This is a genomic window from Vibrio sp. G-C-1 (genome assembly GCF_021728015.1).
Classification (GTDB): domain Bacteria; phylum Pseudomonadota; class Gammaproteobacteria; order Enterobacterales; family Vibrionaceae; genus Vibrio; species Vibrio splendidus.
The window spans coordinates 59,928-80,385 of sequence record NZ_JAKKCR010000015.1 but is presented as its reverse complement, the minus strand read 5'-3'; the positions used below and the strand labels follow the sequence as shown (position 1 = coordinate 80,385).

Annotated in this window: 20 protein-coding genes; 4 read left to right on the top strand and 16 right to left on the bottom strand. The window is 38.4% G+C overall.

All coding sequences use genetic code 11. From position 1 onward, the window contains the following. Positions 1-136: 136 nt before the first annotated feature. Complete coding sequence (gene galE, locus L3V36_RS19640) at positions 137-1,147, bottom strand: UDP-glucose 4-epimerase GalE (protein ID WP_208775583.1); 1,011 nt, start codon at positions 1,145-1,147, stop codon at positions 137-139. A gap of 383 nt (positions 1,148-1,530) precedes the next feature. Continuing rightward, positions 1,531-2,424, bottom strand: coding sequence for a UTP--glucose-1-phosphate uridylyltransferase GalU (gene galU, locus L3V36_RS19635; protein ID WP_208775582.1), 894 nt, complete (start codon positions 2,422-2,424; stop codon positions 1,531-1,533). A 166-nt stretch (positions 2,425-2,590) separates the two neighbouring features. Here galU and L3V36_RS19630 point away from each other — a divergent pair, with 166 nt between their 5' ends. Continuing rightward, entirely contained in the window at positions 2,591-3,580 is a 990-nt protein-coding gene (locus L3V36_RS19630; RefSeq protein WP_208775580.1) for a sugar transferase, read from the top strand. Between the two features lie 63 nt (positions 3,581-3,643). On the opposite strand, the gene L3V36_RS19625 is transcribed toward L3V36_RS19630, so the two are convergent. The 12 genes from L3V36_RS19625 to L3V36_RS19570 form a co-directional block, all read right to left on the bottom strand. Next, entirely contained in the window at positions 3,644-4,387 is a 744-nt protein-coding gene (locus tag L3V36_RS19625) for a glycosyltransferase family 2 protein (RefSeq protein ID WP_208775578.1), read from the bottom strand. 14 nt (positions 4,388-4,401) lie between these two features. Beyond that, on the bottom strand, positions 4,402-5,568 hold the full coding sequence (locus L3V36_RS19620; RefSeq protein ID WP_208775577.1) for a nucleotide sugar dehydrogenase: 1,167 nt from the start codon (positions 5,566-5,568) through the stop codon (positions 4,402-4,404). Between the two features lie 305 nt (positions 5,569-5,873). Then, positions 5,874-6,980, bottom strand: coding sequence for a glycosyltransferase family 4 protein (locus L3V36_RS19615; RefSeq protein WP_208775575.1), 1,107 nt, complete (start codon positions 6,978-6,980; stop codon positions 5,874-5,876). A 2-nt stretch (positions 6,981-6,982) separates the two neighbouring features. Beyond that, complete coding sequence (locus L3V36_RS19610) at positions 6,983-7,564, bottom strand: hypothetical protein (RefSeq protein ID WP_208775573.1); 582 nt, start codon at positions 7,562-7,564, stop codon at positions 6,983-6,985. Then, positions 7,557-9,008 (bottom strand): hypothetical protein, encoded by a 1,452-nt coding sequence (locus L3V36_RS19605; protein WP_208775571.1) that lies wholly within the window; start codon positions 9,006-9,008, stop codon positions 7,557-7,559. The genes L3V36_RS19610 and L3V36_RS19605 overlap by 8 nt, the downstream gene beginning before the upstream one ends. Next, positions 8,998-9,627 (bottom strand): DUF1919 domain-containing protein, encoded by a 630-nt coding sequence (locus L3V36_RS19600; protein WP_208775568.1) that lies wholly within the window; start codon positions 9,625-9,627, stop codon positions 8,998-9,000. Before L3V36_RS19600 ends, L3V36_RS19605 begins: the two co-directional genes overlap by 11 nt. Further along, a complete protein-coding gene (locus L3V36_RS19595) occupies positions 9,608-10,702 on the bottom strand; it encodes an EpsG family protein (RefSeq protein ID WP_208775567.1) in 1,095 nt (364 codons plus the stop codon). The genes L3V36_RS19600 and L3V36_RS19595 overlap by 20 nt, the downstream gene beginning before the upstream one ends. Then, the gene (locus L3V36_RS19590; protein ID WP_208775565.1) at positions 10,699-11,481 is read right to left on the bottom strand and encodes a hypothetical protein; all 783 of its coding nucleotides are present in this window, start codon (positions 11,479-11,481) and stop codon (positions 10,699-10,701) included. Before L3V36_RS19590 ends, L3V36_RS19595 begins: the two co-directional genes overlap by 4 nt. Beyond that, a complete protein-coding gene (locus L3V36_RS19585) occupies positions 11,478-12,752 on the bottom strand; it encodes a hypothetical protein (protein ID WP_208775560.1) in 1,275 nt (424 codons plus the stop codon). Before L3V36_RS19585 ends, L3V36_RS19590 begins: the two co-directional genes overlap by 4 nt. Before the next feature lie 2 nt (positions 12,753-12,754). Beyond that, complete coding sequence (locus L3V36_RS19580) at positions 12,755-13,696, bottom strand: polysaccharide pyruvyl transferase family protein (RefSeq protein ID WP_208775558.1); 942 nt, start codon at positions 13,694-13,696, stop codon at positions 12,755-12,757. 298 nt (positions 13,697-13,994) lie between these two features. After that, on the bottom strand, positions 13,995-14,315 hold the full coding sequence (locus tag L3V36_RS19575; RefSeq protein ID WP_208775552.1) for a hypothetical protein: 321 nt from the start codon (positions 14,313-14,315) through the stop codon (positions 13,995-13,997). A 165-nt stretch (positions 14,316-14,480) separates the two neighbouring features. After that, a complete protein-coding gene (locus tag L3V36_RS19570) occupies positions 14,481-15,704 on the bottom strand; it encodes a helix-turn-helix domain-containing protein (RefSeq protein WP_208775550.1) in 1,224 nt (407 codons plus the stop codon). 286 nt (positions 15,705-15,990) lie between these two features. On the opposite strand from L3V36_RS19570, the gene L3V36_RS19565 reads away from it, so the two are divergent. The 3 genes from L3V36_RS19565 (at position 15,991) to L3V36_RS19555 (ending at position 17,590) form a co-directional block, all read left to right on the top strand. After that, on the top strand, positions 15,991-16,527 hold the full coding sequence (locus L3V36_RS19565; protein ID WP_208775549.1) for a hypothetical protein: 537 nt from the start codon (positions 15,991-15,993) through the stop codon (positions 16,525-16,527). Beyond that, positions 16,479-17,069, top strand: coding sequence for an N-acetylmuramoyl-L-alanine amidase (locus tag L3V36_RS19560; protein ID WP_208775547.1), 591 nt, complete (start codon positions 16,479-16,481; stop codon positions 17,067-17,069). The genes L3V36_RS19565 and L3V36_RS19560 overlap by 49 nt, the downstream gene beginning before the upstream one ends. Positions 17,070-17,254: 185 nt before the next feature. After that, on the top strand, positions 17,255-17,590 hold the full coding sequence (locus L3V36_RS19555) for a hypothetical protein (RefSeq protein WP_004733275.1): 336 nt from the start codon (positions 17,255-17,257) through the stop codon (positions 17,588-17,590). A gap of 58 nt (positions 17,591-17,648) precedes the next feature. On the opposite strand, the gene L3V36_RS19550 is transcribed toward L3V36_RS19555, so the two are convergent. Together L3V36_RS19550 and L3V36_RS19545 are read right to left on the bottom strand one after the other, a co-directional pair. Next, positions 17,649-19,820 carry a polysaccharide biosynthesis tyrosine autokinase gene (locus tag L3V36_RS19550; protein ID WP_208775546.1) on the bottom strand — a complete coding sequence of 724 codons (2,172 nt, stop codon included), beginning with the start codon at positions 19,818-19,820 and terminating at the stop codon, positions 17,649-17,651. A 153-nt stretch (positions 19,821-19,973) separates the two neighbouring features. Next, the gene (locus L3V36_RS19545; protein ID WP_208775544.1) at positions 19,974-20,414 is read right to left on the bottom strand and encodes a low molecular weight protein-tyrosine-phosphatase; all 441 of its coding nucleotides are present in this window, start codon (positions 20,412-20,414) and stop codon (positions 19,974-19,976) included. Positions 20,415-20,458 lie beyond the last annotated feature (44 nt).

Here is a 20,458-nt window from a genome sequence, read left to right as displayed (position 1 = left end):
GTAAGTGCATTGAACGTCATGATTGCTCACGGTAACGAAAAATTTCCAGACATCATGATCTATGATTCATCAAACAAAAAGGGGCGGCTTTAACCGACCCTTTCACGATCGTCAATCGATACTCACGACAGATCGATTATTGATATCCTTCAGGATTTTTCGATTGCCAACGCCATGTATCTTCGACCATCGTTTTCAGTGATCGCGTGGCTTTCCAGCCAAGTACTTGCTCAGCATAACTTGGATCAGCCCAACATTCCGCAATATCCCCTGCGCGACGCGGCAACACCTGATAAGGCACCGCGCGTTGTGAGGCTTGCTCAAACGCCGCGACCATTTCAAGCACGCTGTTACCTTGACCAGTGCCTAAGTTAAAGACATGCAAACCTTGCTGGCTACCCACCTTATTTAGCGCAGCTAAATGACCTTCAGCCAAATCAACCACGTGGATATAGTCGCGTACACCAGTGCCGTCTGGCGTGGGGTAATCATTACCAAACACACCAAGCTTATCGCGGCGGCCCACCGCCACTTGCGCGACAAATGGCAACAGGTTATTGGGAATGCCTTGAGGATCTTCCCCAAGTAAACCCGACTCATGCGCGCCAACAGGGTTAAAATAACGAAGGAGCGTTATGCTCCATTCTGGGTTCGCTTTATGAAAATCCGTTAGGCACTCTTCCACCATCAGCTTACTGCGCCCGTAAGGGTTAGTGGCTGACGTTGGGAAATCTTCGCGGATCGGCACCGAAGCCGGATCACCATACACCGTTGCCGATGAGCTAAAAATAATGCTCTTCACGCCAGCTTTATCCATCTCACTCACCAGGTTCAATGTCCCTGAGACGTTGTTATCGTAATACATTAACGGTTTTTCGACGGATTCCCCGACCGCTTTAAGGCCTGCAAAGTGAATGACACCCGCGATGTCATGCTCAGCAAAAATAGTTTGAAGAATGGTCGAGTCACGAATGTCACCCTGATAGAAGGCGGGTTTAACACCTGAGACGTGTTTTACACGATCTAACACAATCTCTTTGCTGTTGTAGAGGTTATCCAAAATAATGGGCGTGATACCTGCCTCAATCATTTGAATGCAAGTATGACTGCCAATATAACCGGTACCACCAGTCACTAAAATTTTCATGTTCGTTTCCTATCCTTTTATCACTTTTCACCACGAAGCCTGCCGATGATAAAACAGGTTTTAAGCATTCAATTGTACATAAATTACTGTCAAAGCCCTTTAATTTATTTAGGCACGACGAGAAAAACCAACCTGTATACGACGGCAGCATGCATTTAGAAGCCTTTAGACTTATGCTTATGCTTATGCTTATGCTTATGCTTAACATCAGGCTAAAGATATACGTGAAGTTCAAGTCGTTTTAACTACTCAGGTATCGCTCTTATGCTGGTAATTATCAATAATTTTAATTGTCGTTATTTTGACATTAAGTAAGTACGTACAATCAAAAAAAGGACTAGATACAAAAGTAACTAGCCCTTCTTATTTCAATCCAAAAACCACTAAACTGTTTCTGTTTCTGTTTCTTCAATCACTTTCACGGTTGGCTTTTTAGCTAGCTCTGCACTTGGCGCTTTTTTATAGAAGGTTTCAAAGCAATGGTTAGTTGCTTCAATGTACCCTTCTACGCTACCACAATCAAAACGTTGACCTTTAAACTTATACGCAAGAACACAGCCTGATTTTGCTTGTTTTAGTAATGCATCGGTAATTTGGATTTCACCACCTTTACCCGGCTCTGTTTGTTCAATCAGCTCAAATATATCAGGAGTAAGGATATAACGACCAATGATCGCCAAATTACTTGGTGCAGTGCCAGGTTCAGGTTTTTCAACCATATCATCGATACGGAAGATATCATCTTTGATCATCTCTCCAGAAATCACACCATATTTGTGCGTTTCTGATTCTGGTACTTCTTGCACTGCAACAATTGAGCAACGGAACTGTTTGTACAATTCAACCATTTGCGCCAAAACGCCCTGCTGTTCGTTAACACACAAATCATCAGCCAGTACTACTGCAAATGGTTCATCACCAACAAGTTCACGACCCGTCAAAATAGCGTGACCTAAGCCTTTCATCTCACGCTGGCGAATATAGGTGTAGCTTGCAGAATCAATCAAGCCGCGGATATCATCCAACAAAGACTCTTTACTGGTGCCCATAATTTGGTGCTCAAGTTCATAGTTTTTATCAAAGTGATCCATCAACGAGTGCTTACCACGACCTGTTACGATACACATATCGCTCATGCCGGCTTGGATCGCTTCTTCTACTCCGTACTCAATGAGCGGTTTGTTCACCACTGGCATCATTTCTTTTGGCATAGATTTGGTAGCAGGAAGGAAACGAGTTCCGTAACCAGCCGCAGGAAAAAGGCATTTTTTTATCATGTTTATTAATCTTTTAGTTACTGACGTGATTTAAATTATACGTTAATTGAGAGCTCTTCCCAACAGTACAGATTAATATGTGTGTTTATTCGTAATAGAAAATCGAATATAATCTTGATACAAAACGTCAAATTTACGTATTAACTCATTTATAAATGGCTAGAACATGAAAACAACAGTGTTAAACAGACAAGCTCTAGATACTGAGACTCAAAGTGTTAGTACCGATGAAAATAGTAGAGTGCCAATCGATAAGCCCACGTCGAAAATCATACATATCTACTGTCCTGAGCATTGTATTGAAACATTAAACTCTGTTTTATCTAGACATGACCTAGACTACGATATCAATAACTACACAATCAGGGACTTTAAAGGTGAAACTTTATGTCACTTTAAAAGTGTGGAGCTAGCTGAAGAGCACCGTACATTTTTAATTTGTGCAACAGAGCTTGGCGCATGGGTTGAACCATTAGTCAGCTACTTTGATAGAACGCTTGGCTATACTGAAACGGAACTGCTCCACAGCGGGTACTTTCTGCACCAAAAAGCCTTTTCAATTCTTTCAAATAAAAGAAATGAAAATGAAAAACGCTTTATAGATCTACTGTTCGTTTTCATGATCGGCTTAATTGCCATTCCTATCGGACTTTTGACTGCTGCATTAATCAAGCTTGAATCACCAGGTCCTGTTTTTTTCAAACAACGACGTACTGGCCAATACAATCAAGAGTTTGAAGTTATCAAATTCCGTTCAATGCGTAACGATGCAGAAAAGAATGGTGCTCAATGGGCAACAAAGAATGATGCTAGAGTAACCAAAGTCGGTAACTTCATTCGTAAGACACGTATTGATGAACTGCCACAGTTAATCAACGTATATAAAGGTGAGATGTCGATGGTAGGCCCACGTCCTGAACGTGAAGTATTTATTGAAGATCTAGAAAAGGAGATTCCATACTACCGCTTTCGCCACGCAGTAAAACCTGGAGTCACTGGGTTAGCTCAAGTTAAGTACCCGTATGGCGCCTCTGTTGAAGATGCAGTTTGGAAGCATAAATTTGATATTTACTACATTAAACACCAGAACTGGCGTATGGAATTGAAGATTTTATTCTTAACCGTCAAGACTGTTGTTTTTGGAATGGGTCGTTAATAAACCCATATTTAGGACAGTACAAAACAATGAAAAAGAGGGAAGCTAAGCTTCCCTCTTTTTTTATACTTTTCTGGTCATTCCTTTGAATGCATAATGGCCAAAATATTTAATAGATTTACGTAACGACAAGCGCTCAACCTCTCGATAAATACGCCATTGATATTTGAGCACTCCAAGCTTATTGGATGAAACCGAGTTAGCACCGACTCTATACCTAGCAAGTGGCTTATCTACACAACCTCTAGCTACCACTCCCGCTTTCAATATCTTCAACCAAAGGCCCATATCCTGTCTTTTAGAGATATTAGGCATATAAACCTTACCCAGAGCATCAACACTGTACATAGCAGTCAAACAACCAATCTGGTTAGACTGGAGGATATCTGTATAAGTCAGGCTTGACGGCGGCGTTCTAAGTCCGATTACTTTGCCTTTTGTATCAAACACTTCATACGAGGTGTAAGACAAAGACACATCATTCTCTAACATAAATTGAAGTTGCAACTCCAACTTACTCGCATGCCAAACATCATCAGCATCCAAAAATGCAATAAAATTACCTTTCGCTTCCGCAATACCTCGGTTTCGAGTCACTGCAGGGCCTGCATTCCAAGATCTTTGAAAAAATTTGATTTTAGGATCAGATTCAATAATTCTTGACAATTCATCAGGCATCGTCGGGGTAGAACAATCATCGATAATAATATGTTCATAATTAGAGTAAGTTTGCTTTTGAACACTCTCTATCGTTTCTATAAGCTCTAAACTAGGGTTAAAGCAAGGAGTAATAATCGATACTAACATCTTTAGGTTTACCTTTAATCGCTACCAAATAAATCGCGTGTATACACCTTACTGGCAACATCCTGTAGCTCTTCAACCATACGATTAGAAACAATCACATCCGACATCGCTTTAAATTCGGTAAGATCTTCAATAACAGCTGAATGGAAAAACTCTTTTTCTCCAAGTACAGGTTCGTACACGATCACTTCAATACCTTTGGCTTTGATACGCTTCATTATGCCTTGAATCGATGAAGCGCGGAAGTTATCTGAGCCAGATTTCATAATCAAACGGTAAATACCCACTCGTTGTGGATTACGTTTAATAATTGAATCAGCGACAAAGTCTTTACGCGTAGTGTTCGCATCAACAATAGCACCAATAATGCTATTAGGCACATCAGCATAGTTAGCTCTAAGCTGCTTGGTGTCTTTTGGTAAGCAGTAACCACCATAGCCAAATGACGGGTTGTTATAATGTGAACCGATACGCGGGTCCAAGCCAACACCTTGGATGATTTGACGAGCATCTAGACCATGGGACTCAGCATAAGAGTCAAGCTCATTAAAATAAGCCACACGCATAGCTAAATAAGTGTTAGAGAACAACTTGACCGCTTCTGCCTCTGTAGAATCAGTGAAAAGCACTTCGATCTCTTGTTTAACCGCCCCTTCAACAAGAAGGTTAGCAAATACTTTAGCACGCTCACTTTTCTCGCCAACGATAATGCGAGATGGGTGCAAGTTATCGTATAGCGCACGACCTTCCCGCAAAAACTCAGGTGAAAACAATAAATTTTCACAACCAAGTTCTTGTTTAATCCGTGCCGTATAACCTACAGGCACAGTAGACTTAATCACCATTACCGCATTTGGGTTAATCGCCATCACGTCTTTAATCACGGCTTCAACTGAAGAGGTATTAAAGTAGTTGGTTTCCACATCGTAATCTGTAGGTGTAGCTATAACAACGTAGACAGCGTCTTTATAAGCTAATTCTTTATCGAGTGTCGCGGTGAAGTTAAGCGATTTATTGGTCAAGAAATCGGTAATTTCCGTATCAACAATAGGAGCCTGCTTGTTATTAAGCATCTCTACTTTTTCAGCAACAATATCAACCGCAACCACAACATGATGTTGCGCTAACAACATCGCATTTGATAAGCCAACATAACCAGTACCCACAACTGCTATTTTCATTTTTTATCTTCTATAAATTGGATAATTATTAAAACTCTGTCTGATTATAAATTTAAAAAATTCGTTTGATCATAATAATGGAAGTCATATCTCTCCATGAAAGGATAACAACATAACTTATCATGTTATAACTACAAACGTTAATAATCTCCAAAATTTATTTATCGAATAAAACACCCCTCATTGAATAAGGTCCTCATCTAACTATAAAATTACAAAATTTAAAAACAAAATATCACCTCTTAATAATATAAGCAGTCAGACCAAATAATATCTATCTATCTATGACTCAATCGACCTGATAATTAGATTGATTTATTGTAAATATCACTCATTTGACTAACACAGTCTTTCCAATTAAACGCATCTATGACATGCTTTCTAGCCGCAATTGACATTTCATTCATTTTCTCAGGGTCACTTAATAAATTTTCAAGTGCCTCATATAAAGCTTTAGGGTTATTTGGTTCAACAATAAAGCCGGTTTCACCATCAATAATAACTTCAGGTAAACCGCCAACATTTGAAACTAAAGTTGGTAACCCACAAGATTGAGACTCAACTGCCGCCACTCCAAAACTTTCACTTTGAAAGCGACTTGGAACTACAAAAACATCCATTTGATGAAGATAGTCTCTTACTTTATCATTATCAACCCATCCCAAAAATACAACGCTGTCTTTTATATTTAGTTCGTTGACAATACCCTTAAGTTTTTGTTCCTGGCTACCTCCACCAATAATAATCAACTCCAAACTATTATTGATAAATTTTTCCGATAATAGTTTAAAGGCCATAATTAATGTGTCTATACCATATTTTTCTTCTAGCTTTTTAACTATTCCAATAGTTATTTTATTTTTATTTTTATTTTTATTTTTATTACTTGGAAAATTAAACAAATCAACATCTACGCCGAATGGGGTTACAATTACATTATCAAAATTGGGATATAATGATTGAAACTTATTCGCCATTACATTGCTTGTTGATAGTATAAATTTGGCACGCTTTACCACTAGATTTAGTAATTTATAATTCAGTTTGGATTTCAAAGGAAATTCAAAAACTTCCGCACCATATAAAGAGGTAATAAATGGCGTCTTACTTCCTAACAATGCTAATACAGCCAATATTCCATTTCCACTTGAGTAGTGAGCATGAACCAAGTCAGGCCCAACACACTTTAGTATTTTTCTCAACTTTAAACTAGAGGAAAAATACCCCAACTTACCAAGTGAAGTCGGATATTCATGGACAACCACATCAGCATTAAGAGGCCTAACAATAGGAATGATAGAAAAAAAGTGGACTTCAAAGCCAGCCTCTGACATTGCATTCGCCCATCTTGTAGCATGGAATGATTTACCACTTCCTACAATAAGAATTTTTTTGTTATCGCGGTGAAACATTATTATACCTTTATATTATTAATGACTTTTTTATTAGATAAATATTTACAAATAAAAGCCATCCAATCTCTAATTTGAACTGTATCTTTTTTACTATCAAGCATACTGTCTATTCTCGTTTTTTTGTTCCTTCCATTATATCTATTAAGCCATACAGGAGTAGAATTGTATAAATAATAAACATCACAGGAAAAAACGATATTATCTAAGAGCAAACAAGCAAACTTTCTATTGCGTAAATTGCATTCTAAAGGAAATAAAAGCCCCCAAACAGCTTGATAAATCCCTTCTTCAAAAATAAAATTACTCTTTCCTAACTTATCATAAGATTTAATTTCATTAAATCTTATGATAAAACGACTAAGACCTTTTATATACAATAGATATTTACTAAAATGTATCCATTTTATCGGCTTGACTATTAAAAAAAAAAGAGTCGGATTTACAAATGGGAATACCATTAACATCAATAACTTATAAGTAGTTGGTTGTCTGTCCATCAATACTGGATCACTCGAAGATCTTTTAATGTAAGTCGACTTTCCTATTCCAGGCAAACCTAATAGCTCGCGATATTTATTCATTAAAACTATCCCAGATCGCAGAAATAGATTTTACCTTTACGCTTTCAAAATCTTGTTCTGCGTTAATTGGAGTAACTCGACTAAAGTGACTTGATGTTAATTCATACATCGCTTGTTTATACTCTCTAGCTTCACTCAGTGTTAGTTCGTTTGGTTTTCTGTCCAACGATGTCTCAGGTTCAATATCAAAAAACAAAAACTTATCGACACTGACAGTCGACAACTTTTCATAAAACTTTTTTTCTTTCCTAGCTAAAATACCTACTAAACCGCTTTCGTCACAAAAATCATATAACTTAGGATAATCTGCAAAACCGTTCACGCTAGATTGTGGCCAGCGATCTACCACAACTAAATTGCCATTAGCAACTGATTGAAATAGTTTTTTAAGTTCTCTATTTCGATCTCTTAAACAAAGGAGAATCCAAACCAATTTTAAAAAATTTGGTTTTCTAATTATATGACTATCCGCAATATTTGAACTTGATTTATTTTTGTCACGACTTCCGTAAACTTTGAATATTTGTCTCCTAATAAAACCTGCACCACTTCTTCCTGTTCCTAGAAAGACATTAGTTACATTAATTTGTTTTTTATAAAACTCAGTGCATTCTTCAAGCATAGATGATTTACCAGAACCATCCATACCTATAAATGCAATAACTCTACCACCACTAATCAATTGCCTACGCCCAAATGAATAGTTATGAATAACTCTGCGATTAAATTCGACATATAGACGATAAAGATACCTTACAACCTGACATAAGTAATAAAAAACATGGCCTAATCGTCTGTAATTAAACAACTTACGCTTAAACCTAAAGTTATCGAAAATAGTTACTGATGACAGTTCTCGATGGTAATATTTATCTAAAATTTTGTTGTCACAAAAACCATAAAGGTAAGAACTTTTAATATCATCGAATGATAGATTACTCTCATTTATTCTATTCAATAGATAGTCATTTTCTTTAACTACTGATTTTTTCTTTGTAGGTAATCTCCATTTCATATTCATTCTAATAATAAAAAATAAATACTCGGATATAGGGTCAATGTTATATATATCAAATCCCTTTAAATATACTCTATTTTCTAAAATATAATTTTCAAGTGGAATATGAAATGACTTAACCCAGCGATCCCCACATGGTAATTGATAATGAATATGAAAATGAAAAAATTTATTTAGATTAGAATCATAGTAAATATAATCTTCAACACATGGATAAGTTCTTAAATCTGGTGTTCTCGCACGTACAAACCCCTTATCTAATAGGATTTTCTCGAACTTAAATGCATCTTTTCGTTTAACCAAAATGTCAAAATCAGTATCTCCTAGAAAAGATGCATCTAAATGATCTGTACTTTTCCAATGGCAATAACTGATATCTGTTGAATTTATTTCACTAAAAAATTCGGTTACTATTTTAGAACTCATTATATTCCTGCTTCAACACTTTATGAAAATTTTTGTACGCATATCTATTATTAAATAACTCAATGCCATTAGGGGTTTTTTTATGATTTACCTTGAAGCTATTCCTCAATTGAATATCGCTTCGAGAAAAAGAGATTGACTTACCATGTAAATCTGCATACTTGTGAAAATCATATATCAATTTTTCATTATCATCGTCAGCAAAGTCTACATCACAAAACTTAAATACTAATAACCTATTATTATTTAACTCACTTTTCATTCGACTTAGACGCCGAGAGAATTTATCTTTCGCTTCATTCACGCTACGATAATGAAGAAAATGAATAGTAACACCGTTGACATTACCTATGGGGTATTTCAATCCCATGTGATAATGCATTTTACTATTTAAGAAAAGATCAAAATCCTTGACCAATGCTACATAATCCTTAGGAAGAATGTATAGGCCCACAAAAGGCGTTAAATACTCCACACGTATGTTCTTATATAAACCAGAACCCCAACAATTATTGGATATAATCACTGGACAGTTATCTTCATTTATAAAGTAACGGTCAATAGCTATGCCAATTAGTGAAATTATTCTTTTTTTTACCTTAGAATATACTAGTACCATAATCAACTGCCCTCATTATTCCACCAGTTAAGAAGTAGGTTTTAAACATATACAAAAATGGAAAAATAATCATTATCATTTCCAACATACGCTTAATATAATCTTTGTCACGAATCTGCTTTAAATATACAAATAGATGAGTAAATATAAGTAACAATATTAAAGGTTCCAAAATCATAAAATACCATGCAAGCCTATAATAGACCAAATGCATGTATATAAAAGGAGAGCAAGATATAAAACCTATGAAATAATAATTGACCAAAAAGTGTACTTTTTCAGAATATTCTATTCTTTTTGCAGACATCCAATAAAAGTTAAACACAACGATGATAAATATTGAACTAAATGTAAACCAAGGATTGGGATCTGTCTTTTTAAAATAATTCAATATGGTGACACCGACAAAGGTATCAGATAGAAAGCTCTTTGCGAATAATTGAAATACATCTACTATTGGAAATAAAATAAAAAATGCAAGTGTAGAATAAAGAAATAGTAAATTATAAATATTTAAACGCTGCCTACCTAAAAATGAGCTAACTAATAGCGCTGGTATAGCGAATATAGCTGAAGAATGAAATACCAATGACAATAAAACACCAACAATTGAAAAAAAATATTTTCTTTTATATAGATAATATGCAGATAATATTGATAAGGAAATAGCGATTCCTTGCCTCATTATATTTAATGAGAAAGAATAAAGCATATATGTACTTGAAACAAAGTACAATAATATTAAAAGATCTCTTTTATGCCACTTATAATATCCATAGTGTAAAGTAAATACAACCAGGAATGTCATGATGAAAATAAAAGTTTCTGGCGTGAACCCTAAACTTCTAGTTAAATGTACAAATTGACCGAACCAAAACTCTCGATAGCCATCAGGTTGATGAAAAATATCAATATAACTAACTGTATCAGTTCCAAGACTAGGGTCACGAAAACCGAATATAATCGTAAAAATGACCACAGCCGAAAAATAGAAATATTTCTTGTATAGATCGGGAAACCTATTCAAGCTAGTCATCAGTAATAGGGTAAATAAATTATAAAGAAAATAAATCATTTCAGATGTTCTGCTAACTCTTCCTTTGAACCATGTTGAAAATAATAATAGTCCGCGTTAAAATCGATAGGTCTGTCTCTCCCACCATGGACATTAATATAATCAAAATTTGAAACCATTAAGGATATTTTCCTCTGAGCATAATTTATTACCTTAGACACCTTACCTTTACCACATTTTTTAACAAATAGACGCATCGGTAATAGCTTAAAAAACTTAGATGTGCAAAGTGCAAACTTGACCTCACAAGAAATTTCGTTATCATCGTATTTAATACTTGTATACCTAGATATAAATTCGATGATTTTTCTCTTTTCGATTACAAATAGACTCTGTTGTAGCGGTTGTGGGTAGTCTTTTGATTTCCCAAAAGAATATCCCGTTTTCTGTGCGCTAATTATATTCTCTACAAAGTTATCCCCTTTGATTAGAACATCCTGTTCAATATACACGTAATAATCACATGAAGAATAGTAAGCGTATAACATCGATAGGATAACTCCACGAGACCATCCACAATGAAGACCAACTATATTAGTTGCATGCCCACCATTTTCTAATAGCTCTATATATTCAAAATCTCGATTCCCTAATAAAGACTGTGATTTAACAGGAGAGTTACTATCGACTACAACTAATTTATCATATTTTACAGTCTTATTTAGTTCTTGTAACCACACCTCTGAAAACTCTTTACTTCGAATTAAGTCATCACCATGTTTTATTTTCCTATCATCAACATTACTACTCCACCAGCCTGTGCCAATTATAACTTTCATTTTGTTCCTCTACATATAAGGTTACTGATTATATTTTTGAAAATAAATTTTGAATACCAGTAAGATAGTATCAACGCTACCAATGGGAAAAGCATATAATAATCATAGTTATATTTCACTGACACATAGAATAGTACAGGTACGGCTAAAGAGTTAAAAACAGAAACCCAAACAAAAGGTTCTATTTTAAAGCATCTTATAAAATTATTTTTTGATGTCATCAAAAAAAGAACAAAATAGAAAGCGAGTACTAATGCTAAATCATTACCAGTTATTAACTTATGATTAAAAATCCAATGATTTAATTGAGTATGAAGCATAAAGCAAAGACCAAAACCTATCATCATTACAAAGATAGATAGATATCTAGCTCTAGTAAACTCCCTTAAAGCATCGCTGACATGTCCACTACCTATGATATTTCCAAACTTGCTGAGCTGCGGAGATAATAAAGATTCACATATGTTATAGCCTGCTTTTGCAATCGCCAATGAAAATGCTAATTTACCCGCATCTGCTAGTGGTATCATCTTTATGGCTATTAAATTTATAGCATTCCAAAATACAACACCAACCCCCCAAACTATTGCAGTCTTCCGAATTAAAGGCCAGAGTTCATATCTAATAACCGAAGATTCGCTTGATATTTTTTTTGTTAACGAGTATTTAATCTCATCATCAGGAATGTTTTTTCTAACTAGAATATAGATTATAGAGTTTGATATAATTATTGCTAACGCTATAGAATACAACTGAAAACCGCTCATTATAAATACAGCAAGCAAAAAACCATAAATAATACTTTGTATTAGCCTAGCCCTGTAAACTAAATTAAGTTTCTGAATACCTTCGAGGTAGATTAGCAGAGGGTTAATCAAAAGACTAATCGCGGAAGAAATAACTAAAAGTAACCAAGCGTACTTCCAATCAACAACCGTATTAACGCTCATTAAATAAAGCGAACCAAGTGGCCCTATGATAATCAAGACAAAAAAGGCCACCTTCGAAAACCAACTAGCACAAAAGTTCACCTTATCCAAAATTAGGCTGCCGTTTTTCTCTAGATCATAACTATCATGTGATATCGATTGTTTGATAACAAAACCAACGCCCAACTCAGCTAATTGCTTAAACGCTATTATATTAAAAAATACATAATAAATTGCAAGCTCTTCGTCTGAAAGATTATTCGAAAGAGCTATCAGAATAATCGGGCCAGATAGTATCTTAAAGACACGGCTTGATACAGAATATAATATAGATAAATTCAAATTTAATCTTCTAACTTTATATTTATAAACTCAACAAGCCAAGATTTATAATATTTAGAATTCTTCCCGTAACTATTATCACGGATAGTTACATTTTTCCCGAGAAGATTTGCAAAAATTAGACCATGCAATCGATCAGTATCTACAATATCATATCTTAAAAAATGACTCTGCGAACGATTAATAATTGACTTAGTAACTGAATACCAGTATTTAGATAATAATTTTTGACTTACAGGAAGTCGACTTAGCAACCTATATAACTTTGCATGTAGACGATCTTTCTTGGTGATTAGGTCATTCCAATCAAAAGTATTAATATCGCCCTCTATTTTATTGCTTTCAATATCACAGCGTCGCAGAGTCAAAACTTCATTTGATTTTTTTCTACTTCCTATATCTAAAGGATGTAAAGAGTGCGCCATATCTGGCATCATAAATGTTTCATCTATTATGGCTGACGCCCATTCATAACTACTTACATCCCTTACAAACATAGTTAACCTTGGATGTGAACTTAAAACTCTTGTAGTATTTAATTGGTTTTCATCATCTTCGAAGTGAATAGATTGAGGTAATATTATTATTTCTTTATCTTTGAAATTATCTATAATATCTATTCTTCTATTATGAATCTTAGGGTATAAGTCACCAAAATTTCCACCGCCATGAAAAACAATTACATCGATTTTTTCCAACTCCGAACTAGAAACGTTAAATATATCACTTCTATATTTTGGGATTATTTCATTGTTTTTAAAAAAAGTTTCAGTGCCATGATATATTAAGAGATCACCGACATTAAAATGTACAGGATAATCGATATAAGCAATACTTTTTCCGTGTAATTTCCTAGCTATTTCAGCATGCTCATTTTTCAGACTGAACTGTAGATTGTTCCAAGACTGATAATTAGTCTCTCTTTTTATTTTTTCTTGACACATACACTTCTTCTATTTATTTGCATTAAAAACATTTTTAATAGTATTTGAAAATATTTATTATATCCATACGACCTAACTAATTATCACACAAATGATAATTGCCTTCTTAATTGTAATGTCGCTTTCACAATTTGACTGCTACTCAGCTACGCTACCGCCCTTAGGTTTGGCTCCTAAAGGCAATAGTTACAATCTGTACGCTTTATGCGGTTTTCATACGATTTTAAATATGCTGCGTATTCTAGCAAAGTAAGTGCATATTAACCAGTTTGAAATTAACCCAATTTGGACAGGCCTCTCACCAAGCATTTACCCAGCGGAAGCATTGTACGTCTTGCAAAAACTGGGTCCCTATGAAGTAGCGGTTTTCTTGTGCTGTATTACAGTAGCGTTTTTCTATATCAATGAATATGTTGCCGTTACGGTACAGCGAGACGAAGCTTGGGTTGTTGTTTACAACCAATAACACTTTAATCTCTGTGCGTGTTAGCCCTTGTGGGTAGTGGCTAACGAGCAGTTTCAAGAACTCGCCAATGCGCCCTTCAACTCGCGCTATCTCTTTCTCTAAAATGGTTACTTTTTCTTCCGTTGTTAGTTTTTTTAGGCTGGTATCGTCCATTTTCCCTCTCCTAATTCTACTTTTTTCTCTTGACGTTTTTTTGTCTATATTCGCGTTGGTCTGCCCTAGCTTTTGGTTTTCCTAAGCTCTTGGTTTCCTAAGCTATTGGTTTTCAATAGCTTTAGGCTGTGTGAACAAGCGCTTCGTCTGTGGAAAATCGAATGGTCACTTTTTAGAATCTGTGCCGGGCGATTTGGATTGAAGTAGGGCCTTGATACGTGCTTCGAACGGATTGGTGGTGCTTTTGGCTTTGTAATCCGCGAGCGCCTGAGAGACAGGTGTGGGTTGTTTAGGTTCCATGGGGTTGGCATCCTGTATTGCTGTTTCGGAACCTATTGCTTTTGTGGAACTTATCGCTTGTGCGACTTTTTTAAGCTTCGCTGTTTCTCGTGATGTTGATGTAGAAGCCCTTGCAGGTTTACCCGTCCCTGCTTGCTGAAAGACTGGCGATGAGTCTCTCTTCGCCTTGGCTTGGGCGCTTCTTCTTAGCCAGCCATTCACAAAGTGGCCAATGTGCTCAAAGGGTTTGCGCTTATCCGGGTTGATGTACAACCACGCTTGCATGGCATGCAGTTCTTGCAGCACATCTAACTTTGGGTAGGTGCGTTCTAATATTGTGGTGAACTCATGATAAATCGGCGCACTGCCCTCTTTGGTGAGTAGGTGAATTACAGCTTCATATTTGGATTTGGAGGTGGAGGTCGCTTTGGCTTGAGGTGTTGCTGGTTCTTTCTCGAGGGGCAAGGCTGTTTCAAGATCTGGGGCTATTTCAAGGGCAGGAACTTGGTCAGGAGTCTTTCCTGTATCAAGAGTATTGTCTGTTGCAGCGCTCGGATCTGTTTTACAAGAAATGTCTGTTTTATGTTCTTTATGAAAGATTATGTGTGTCATGTGATCACTCTCCGTCGTGGATCTTGAGTCACCCTGGAGAGTGTCTGAATTGCCTATTTCCTGCGCCTGTTCTGTTTTCTTTGCATTTTCTGGCGAGGCCAGCGGTAAGCCTGTTTGCTCTGCATTGGCGTTATCTAGGTCGGTTTGATCATTTAGGTCTAGCTCTCTGTCTTCTTGATCGAGAGCTCTGGCTGCTTGGTCTAGATCGGCCTGCTGAATGTGGCTGTCGCTGGGTAGGCGCAGCTGATATATATTGCTGCGCTGGCGTCCTGAATCATCAAACCGCTTTATCCGCTTCACAAAGCCTTGTTTTTCCAATTCATTAACGTGTCGTTTCACAGTTCTTACCGACACTTCGCAATATTGCGCCAAGTAATTTAGGGAAGGGAAACACACGCCACGCGCATCTGCGTTATCGGCTAATTTTAATAACACCAACTTGCTGATGGGCGAGCCGGTTTTTAATGGGATAAAAGAAAGAATAAGAGAAACACACATGCTTAACGCTCCTTGTTAAATGATCATTCGTACAGAAATCCATTGATATAAAGGGCATTAACAACACTTTTTGGCGCTTTGGGGGCAAAAGGCCTATGAGATAAGTTGTAAGAAAAGATGTTTGGTTAATCGCCTCGGATAGATATGCAACATTAACCTTATCAAGCAATGACTTTTCGAAGCATCTCTCACTTTTTTGTGTTCCTCCGTTTTCGCGCTATTACCGCCAACCCCAATCAAGAATCTTGAAGTACATTGCCCTCCCCATACAGCAATAAGGTGCTTAATGAAGGCGATAGTTTCTCTTTTTATTTCAGCGTACCAACCCGGAATGGCGAGCATCGAGTGCCGTGCTAACTCCCTCACTCAGTCGCGCCACACATTGTTTCAGGATGAGCAATATGGCGACGAGAGCAGTGAGGCTGGGGTTTATAAAGATAAGGGTTATAAAGACAAGGCTGATGAGGGCAAGGGCTATAAAGATAAGTATTTCGAAGACCAGCGCTTCGAAGAGCCTGATTTTGAAGGTGCTCGTTGTGAAAATCTGCTCTTTGAAAATCCTAGCTATGAGGATATTTGTTGGATGATCAGCCGAGCGCGGCGCAGGCAGCCACTGGGTTATTACGTGATGTATTTACGTTATGTAAATCACCACTCTGGTTATGCCAAAACCGTAGCCACCAGTTTGCGACAACACATCGCATTGCACCCTAATTTAAAAGAATCGTTATCAACGTCTTTAATCGCCTATTTACAACAACACGAGGATTTATTTTGTCAAACACTCCACCAGCAACTGATCGAGTTCCACACCAGCCGTTAAAAGCGTCTGCTGATTCACAAGAACTGGCTGACTCGGAAGAGCGGGCTAACACGGAAGAGCGAAGTCCTTCGTTAGAGCCTTGTTTTTCACTCGCGCCCTATTCCTTCAGTCTCGTTTCCGTTTTACTCCGTTTGCCTCATTGCCCGGCATTCTCATTTATTACGGTGCATTGCAGCGCCACGCCACCACAGCAAGATGTAGACGTAGCCGAGATTCGTCGATGGCATAAAAAGAAAGGCTGGCGCGATGTCGGGTATCACTTTGTTATTCGTCGCAACGGGGATGTCGAACTTGGCAGGCCGCTGTCACAAACCGGCGCGCATGTGAAAGGACACAACAAGGGCAATATTGGGATTTGTTTGGTCGGTGGCTGTAATGCTGAGCTGCAACCAGAAGACAACTTCACACTTGCGCAGCGTAAGGCGCTGTTTGGTTTGGTGGCAGCCTTGCAAGAGCAGTTCTTGATTTCAGATGAGAATGTTAAGGGGCATAAAGATTGGGGCGTGAATAAGGCGTGTCCGGTTATGGCTTTAAGATCTTGAAAGCAGATGCGGGATGCTAGTAATCGGGATACGAAGAGCAGGAAGAGCAGTAGCGGGATTCGGGTAAACGAGATTCGAAGAGACTAAGAGCAGATTCCAGACACTTCGTTCCTCGCCTCTAAAGCAACAGAATGGCGGAATGACGAGAAAGGCGGTATATAACCATCAATAAACCAAGGAGCAGTATGACATTGTTCGGAAGAATATTCGGAAGCCAGTCTTCGATTAGCAAGGGGTTAGATGCACTCACCAACACAGGAGATGCGATGTTTTTTACTGATGAAGAAAAAGCGAAGCACAAGCTGGCACTGCTTAAAGCGTATGAACCTTTTAAGTTGGTACAACGCTACATTGTGTTGTTGTTCACCATTCCTTATGTGGCACTTCATGTGATGGTGATTCTGGGCTGTATGCACGGTTACGACTGGAAGCCGTTGGGGGAAATGACCAATGAAGCGTTTGGCTATCCAGTGTTAGCGGCAATTGGATTGTATTTAACGGGTGGGGTGGTGAAGAAGTAGAAGAGCAGATTCGAGTGGCGCTTTTCGTATCTCGCCACTCGAATCTCGTTACTGCTCTTTATTTCTTGTCGCTAGAATACGTGTAGTTGTAGTAACCGTAGCCGTACGAGCTTGATGCTTTCTTCTCGATGGCGTTGAAGATAACGCCTTTCACTTCGATACCGGATTGTTCGAAACGGTTACGAGCCACATCAATCTCTTTGATGGTGTTTTGGCCGTAACGCGCCACCATTAATGTGGTGCCAGCAAAGGCGCCAACAATACTTGGGTCGGTTACTGCCAGTACAGGCGGGGTATCGACAATCACCAAGTCATACTCTTTAGCTGCCCATTCCATTAGTTCTGCAAAGCGCGGGTGCATCAGCAGCTCAGATGGGTTGGGTGGCACTTGGCCGCGGGTAATGATTTCTAGGTTTTCAACTGGGGTCGTTTTAACTGATTGAGCGAATTCTTTCTTGCTGCTCAATACATCAGAAAGGCCGTTTTCCCACTTCAAACCGAAGCTTTGCTGTAGGTAACCTTTACGCATATCGGCATCAATCAACAGTACCTTTTGGCCTGTTTTTGCAGCTACTGCGGCAAAGTTGGTCGAGATGAATGATTTACCGATACCCGGTGCCGGGCCAGAGATCATTAAGACGTTGTTTTTCGCTTCTAGCATTGCAAAGTGCAAGCTGGTACGAAGGCCACGCAGTGCTTCAACCGAAAGGTCAGCAGGGTTAGATTCGGCAAGCAGAGCTTGAGTACCCTTGGTTTGTTGTTTCTTCGACTTAAAGCGATTGGTTAGCTCAATCTGTAAATCAGACTTTGGTACCGCTGCGTAAACCGGAAGGCCAATTTGTTCAATTTGGTCTGGGCTTTCCACGCCACGGTGGAATGCCGCCTTCACCAATACAAACGCAACGCTTAGCATGCCACCCAGTAATGTTGCTAATACAACAATCAGCGGCTTCTTCGGTTTAACGGCGCGAGCATAAGCTTGTGCATCATCTAAGATACGAACGTTACCGACCGTACCCGCTTTAATAATGCTCAGTTCTTGAACCTTGTTTAAAAGCTGGATGTAGATTTGTTGGTTTACTTCAACATCACGTGTCATACGCAGTACTTCACGTTGTGTTTTTGGCAGCTTTTGTACTTGCTTGTTTAGGCGCTCTTTCTCACCCAATAGCGTTTTACGCTTATCAAGCAAGGCTTTGTATGCAGGGTGATCTTTAGTGAAGCGTTGGCTGATTTCACTCTCTTTAAACGTTAGCTCATTCAATTGCGCTTCAAGCTCTACCATTACCTTCAAGGTTGATTGTGCTTCTAAGCCCAAGTCGATCGATTCGTTCTTTTGACGGTAATTGTTTAATACATCTTCATAGCCGGTTAGCTCAGATTTAATGCCCGGAAGGTGGCTCTCTAAGAACTCTAGGCTCTTCTCTGCTTCTGCTGAATTACGCTTCACGTTTTGTAAGAAGTAGATCTGGCTAATATGATTAAGGATTTCAGAAATCTGTTGCTTGTTTTCGCCTTCAAAGCTTAGCTTCAAAATACCGGTTTGCTTACCTTGCTCAGACAGAGACAAAGAAGCTTTCAACCATTCTATTGCTTCTAGTCGGCTTTGCTTACCGATAGAGAATTCAAAACCGTTGTGTGATTCAAAACCTGCCACAAACACGCTGTAGTCGTCAGCGGTGGCTAGCTCACCCACTTTGCCTTTTAAGATAACGCGCTCATCGTCACGAACCAGCTGGTAAGTACCTTGCTCGACATCGACGATCTGAATGGTGTGTCCGTAACCGTTCGCGTAGCTTGGCAAAGTAAAACGACTCACTGCGATGTGGTTGATATCGCCAGTTAAGCGAGCGAACCCTTTACCCACGATGGGTGCATAGTTAGGAGATGTCACCGTCGTGAGGTTAAACTTATCGACCGTTTCGCCCAAGATCATACGAGATTTGATGATCTCCACTTCTGTTGTGGCAGAAGACTCCTGAGAGAACAGATCCCCCATATCACCGACCATCGATGAAATGCCGCCAGAGCTCTTCTCTTCTATTTGAATCAAGGCATCCGCTTTGTATATCGGCGTTGAAAGCAGGGCAAACGCAATACCCAACACAGCAAAAACAAATGTGGTCAGTATGATTAACCATTTAGCATCTAATAAGATACCAAGCAGTTTTCCTAGATCTATCTCATCAGAGTTATCTGTGTGTGATTGCTGAGATGGTTGTGTTGTCATCAGATTACTACTTCCTAAATTATTGCTATTTAAGAGACGATATATACGCTCCGCGTACTTCTCTTCTATATGATTCTGTTAGTGGTTTAGCCACGCTTACGTGTAGAGCATGACATTTAAAAAGCTGTCTATTTTAACCTACAGTATTTAAACCTAAAGTTTTTTGGCCCAAGCTTGTGCGGCTTCGTCAATCAGTTTGTAAGCGTATTCAAACGCTTCGCGGCTTTGACGGTGCGGGTCGGGAATGTCTTTTTGACCAATCCACTGACCAAACAGCATGGTTTTACCACGCGCTTCCGGTGATATTTGAGTGAGCGCCTCCATATGGCCCTTCTCCATCACCAAGATCAAGTCATACTGAGCGCAAAGCTGTGGTGTCACTTGTTGAGACTGATGATTTTCAACATCGACCCCGTTTTCTGCGGCGATCAAAATCGCGGTATCGTCTGCTGGCTGACCAATTAAACGACTTTTCTCGGCAGCAATACCCGCAGAGGCCACTTCTTTGTTGGGGAGCAGCTTTTGAAGAACGCGCTCTCCCGTCGGAGAACGGCAAATATTGCCCACGCAGACGACTAAAATTTTATTAAACATAACGGACTTCTAACTGTAATGAGCTTAACGAGATTCAAGTACTT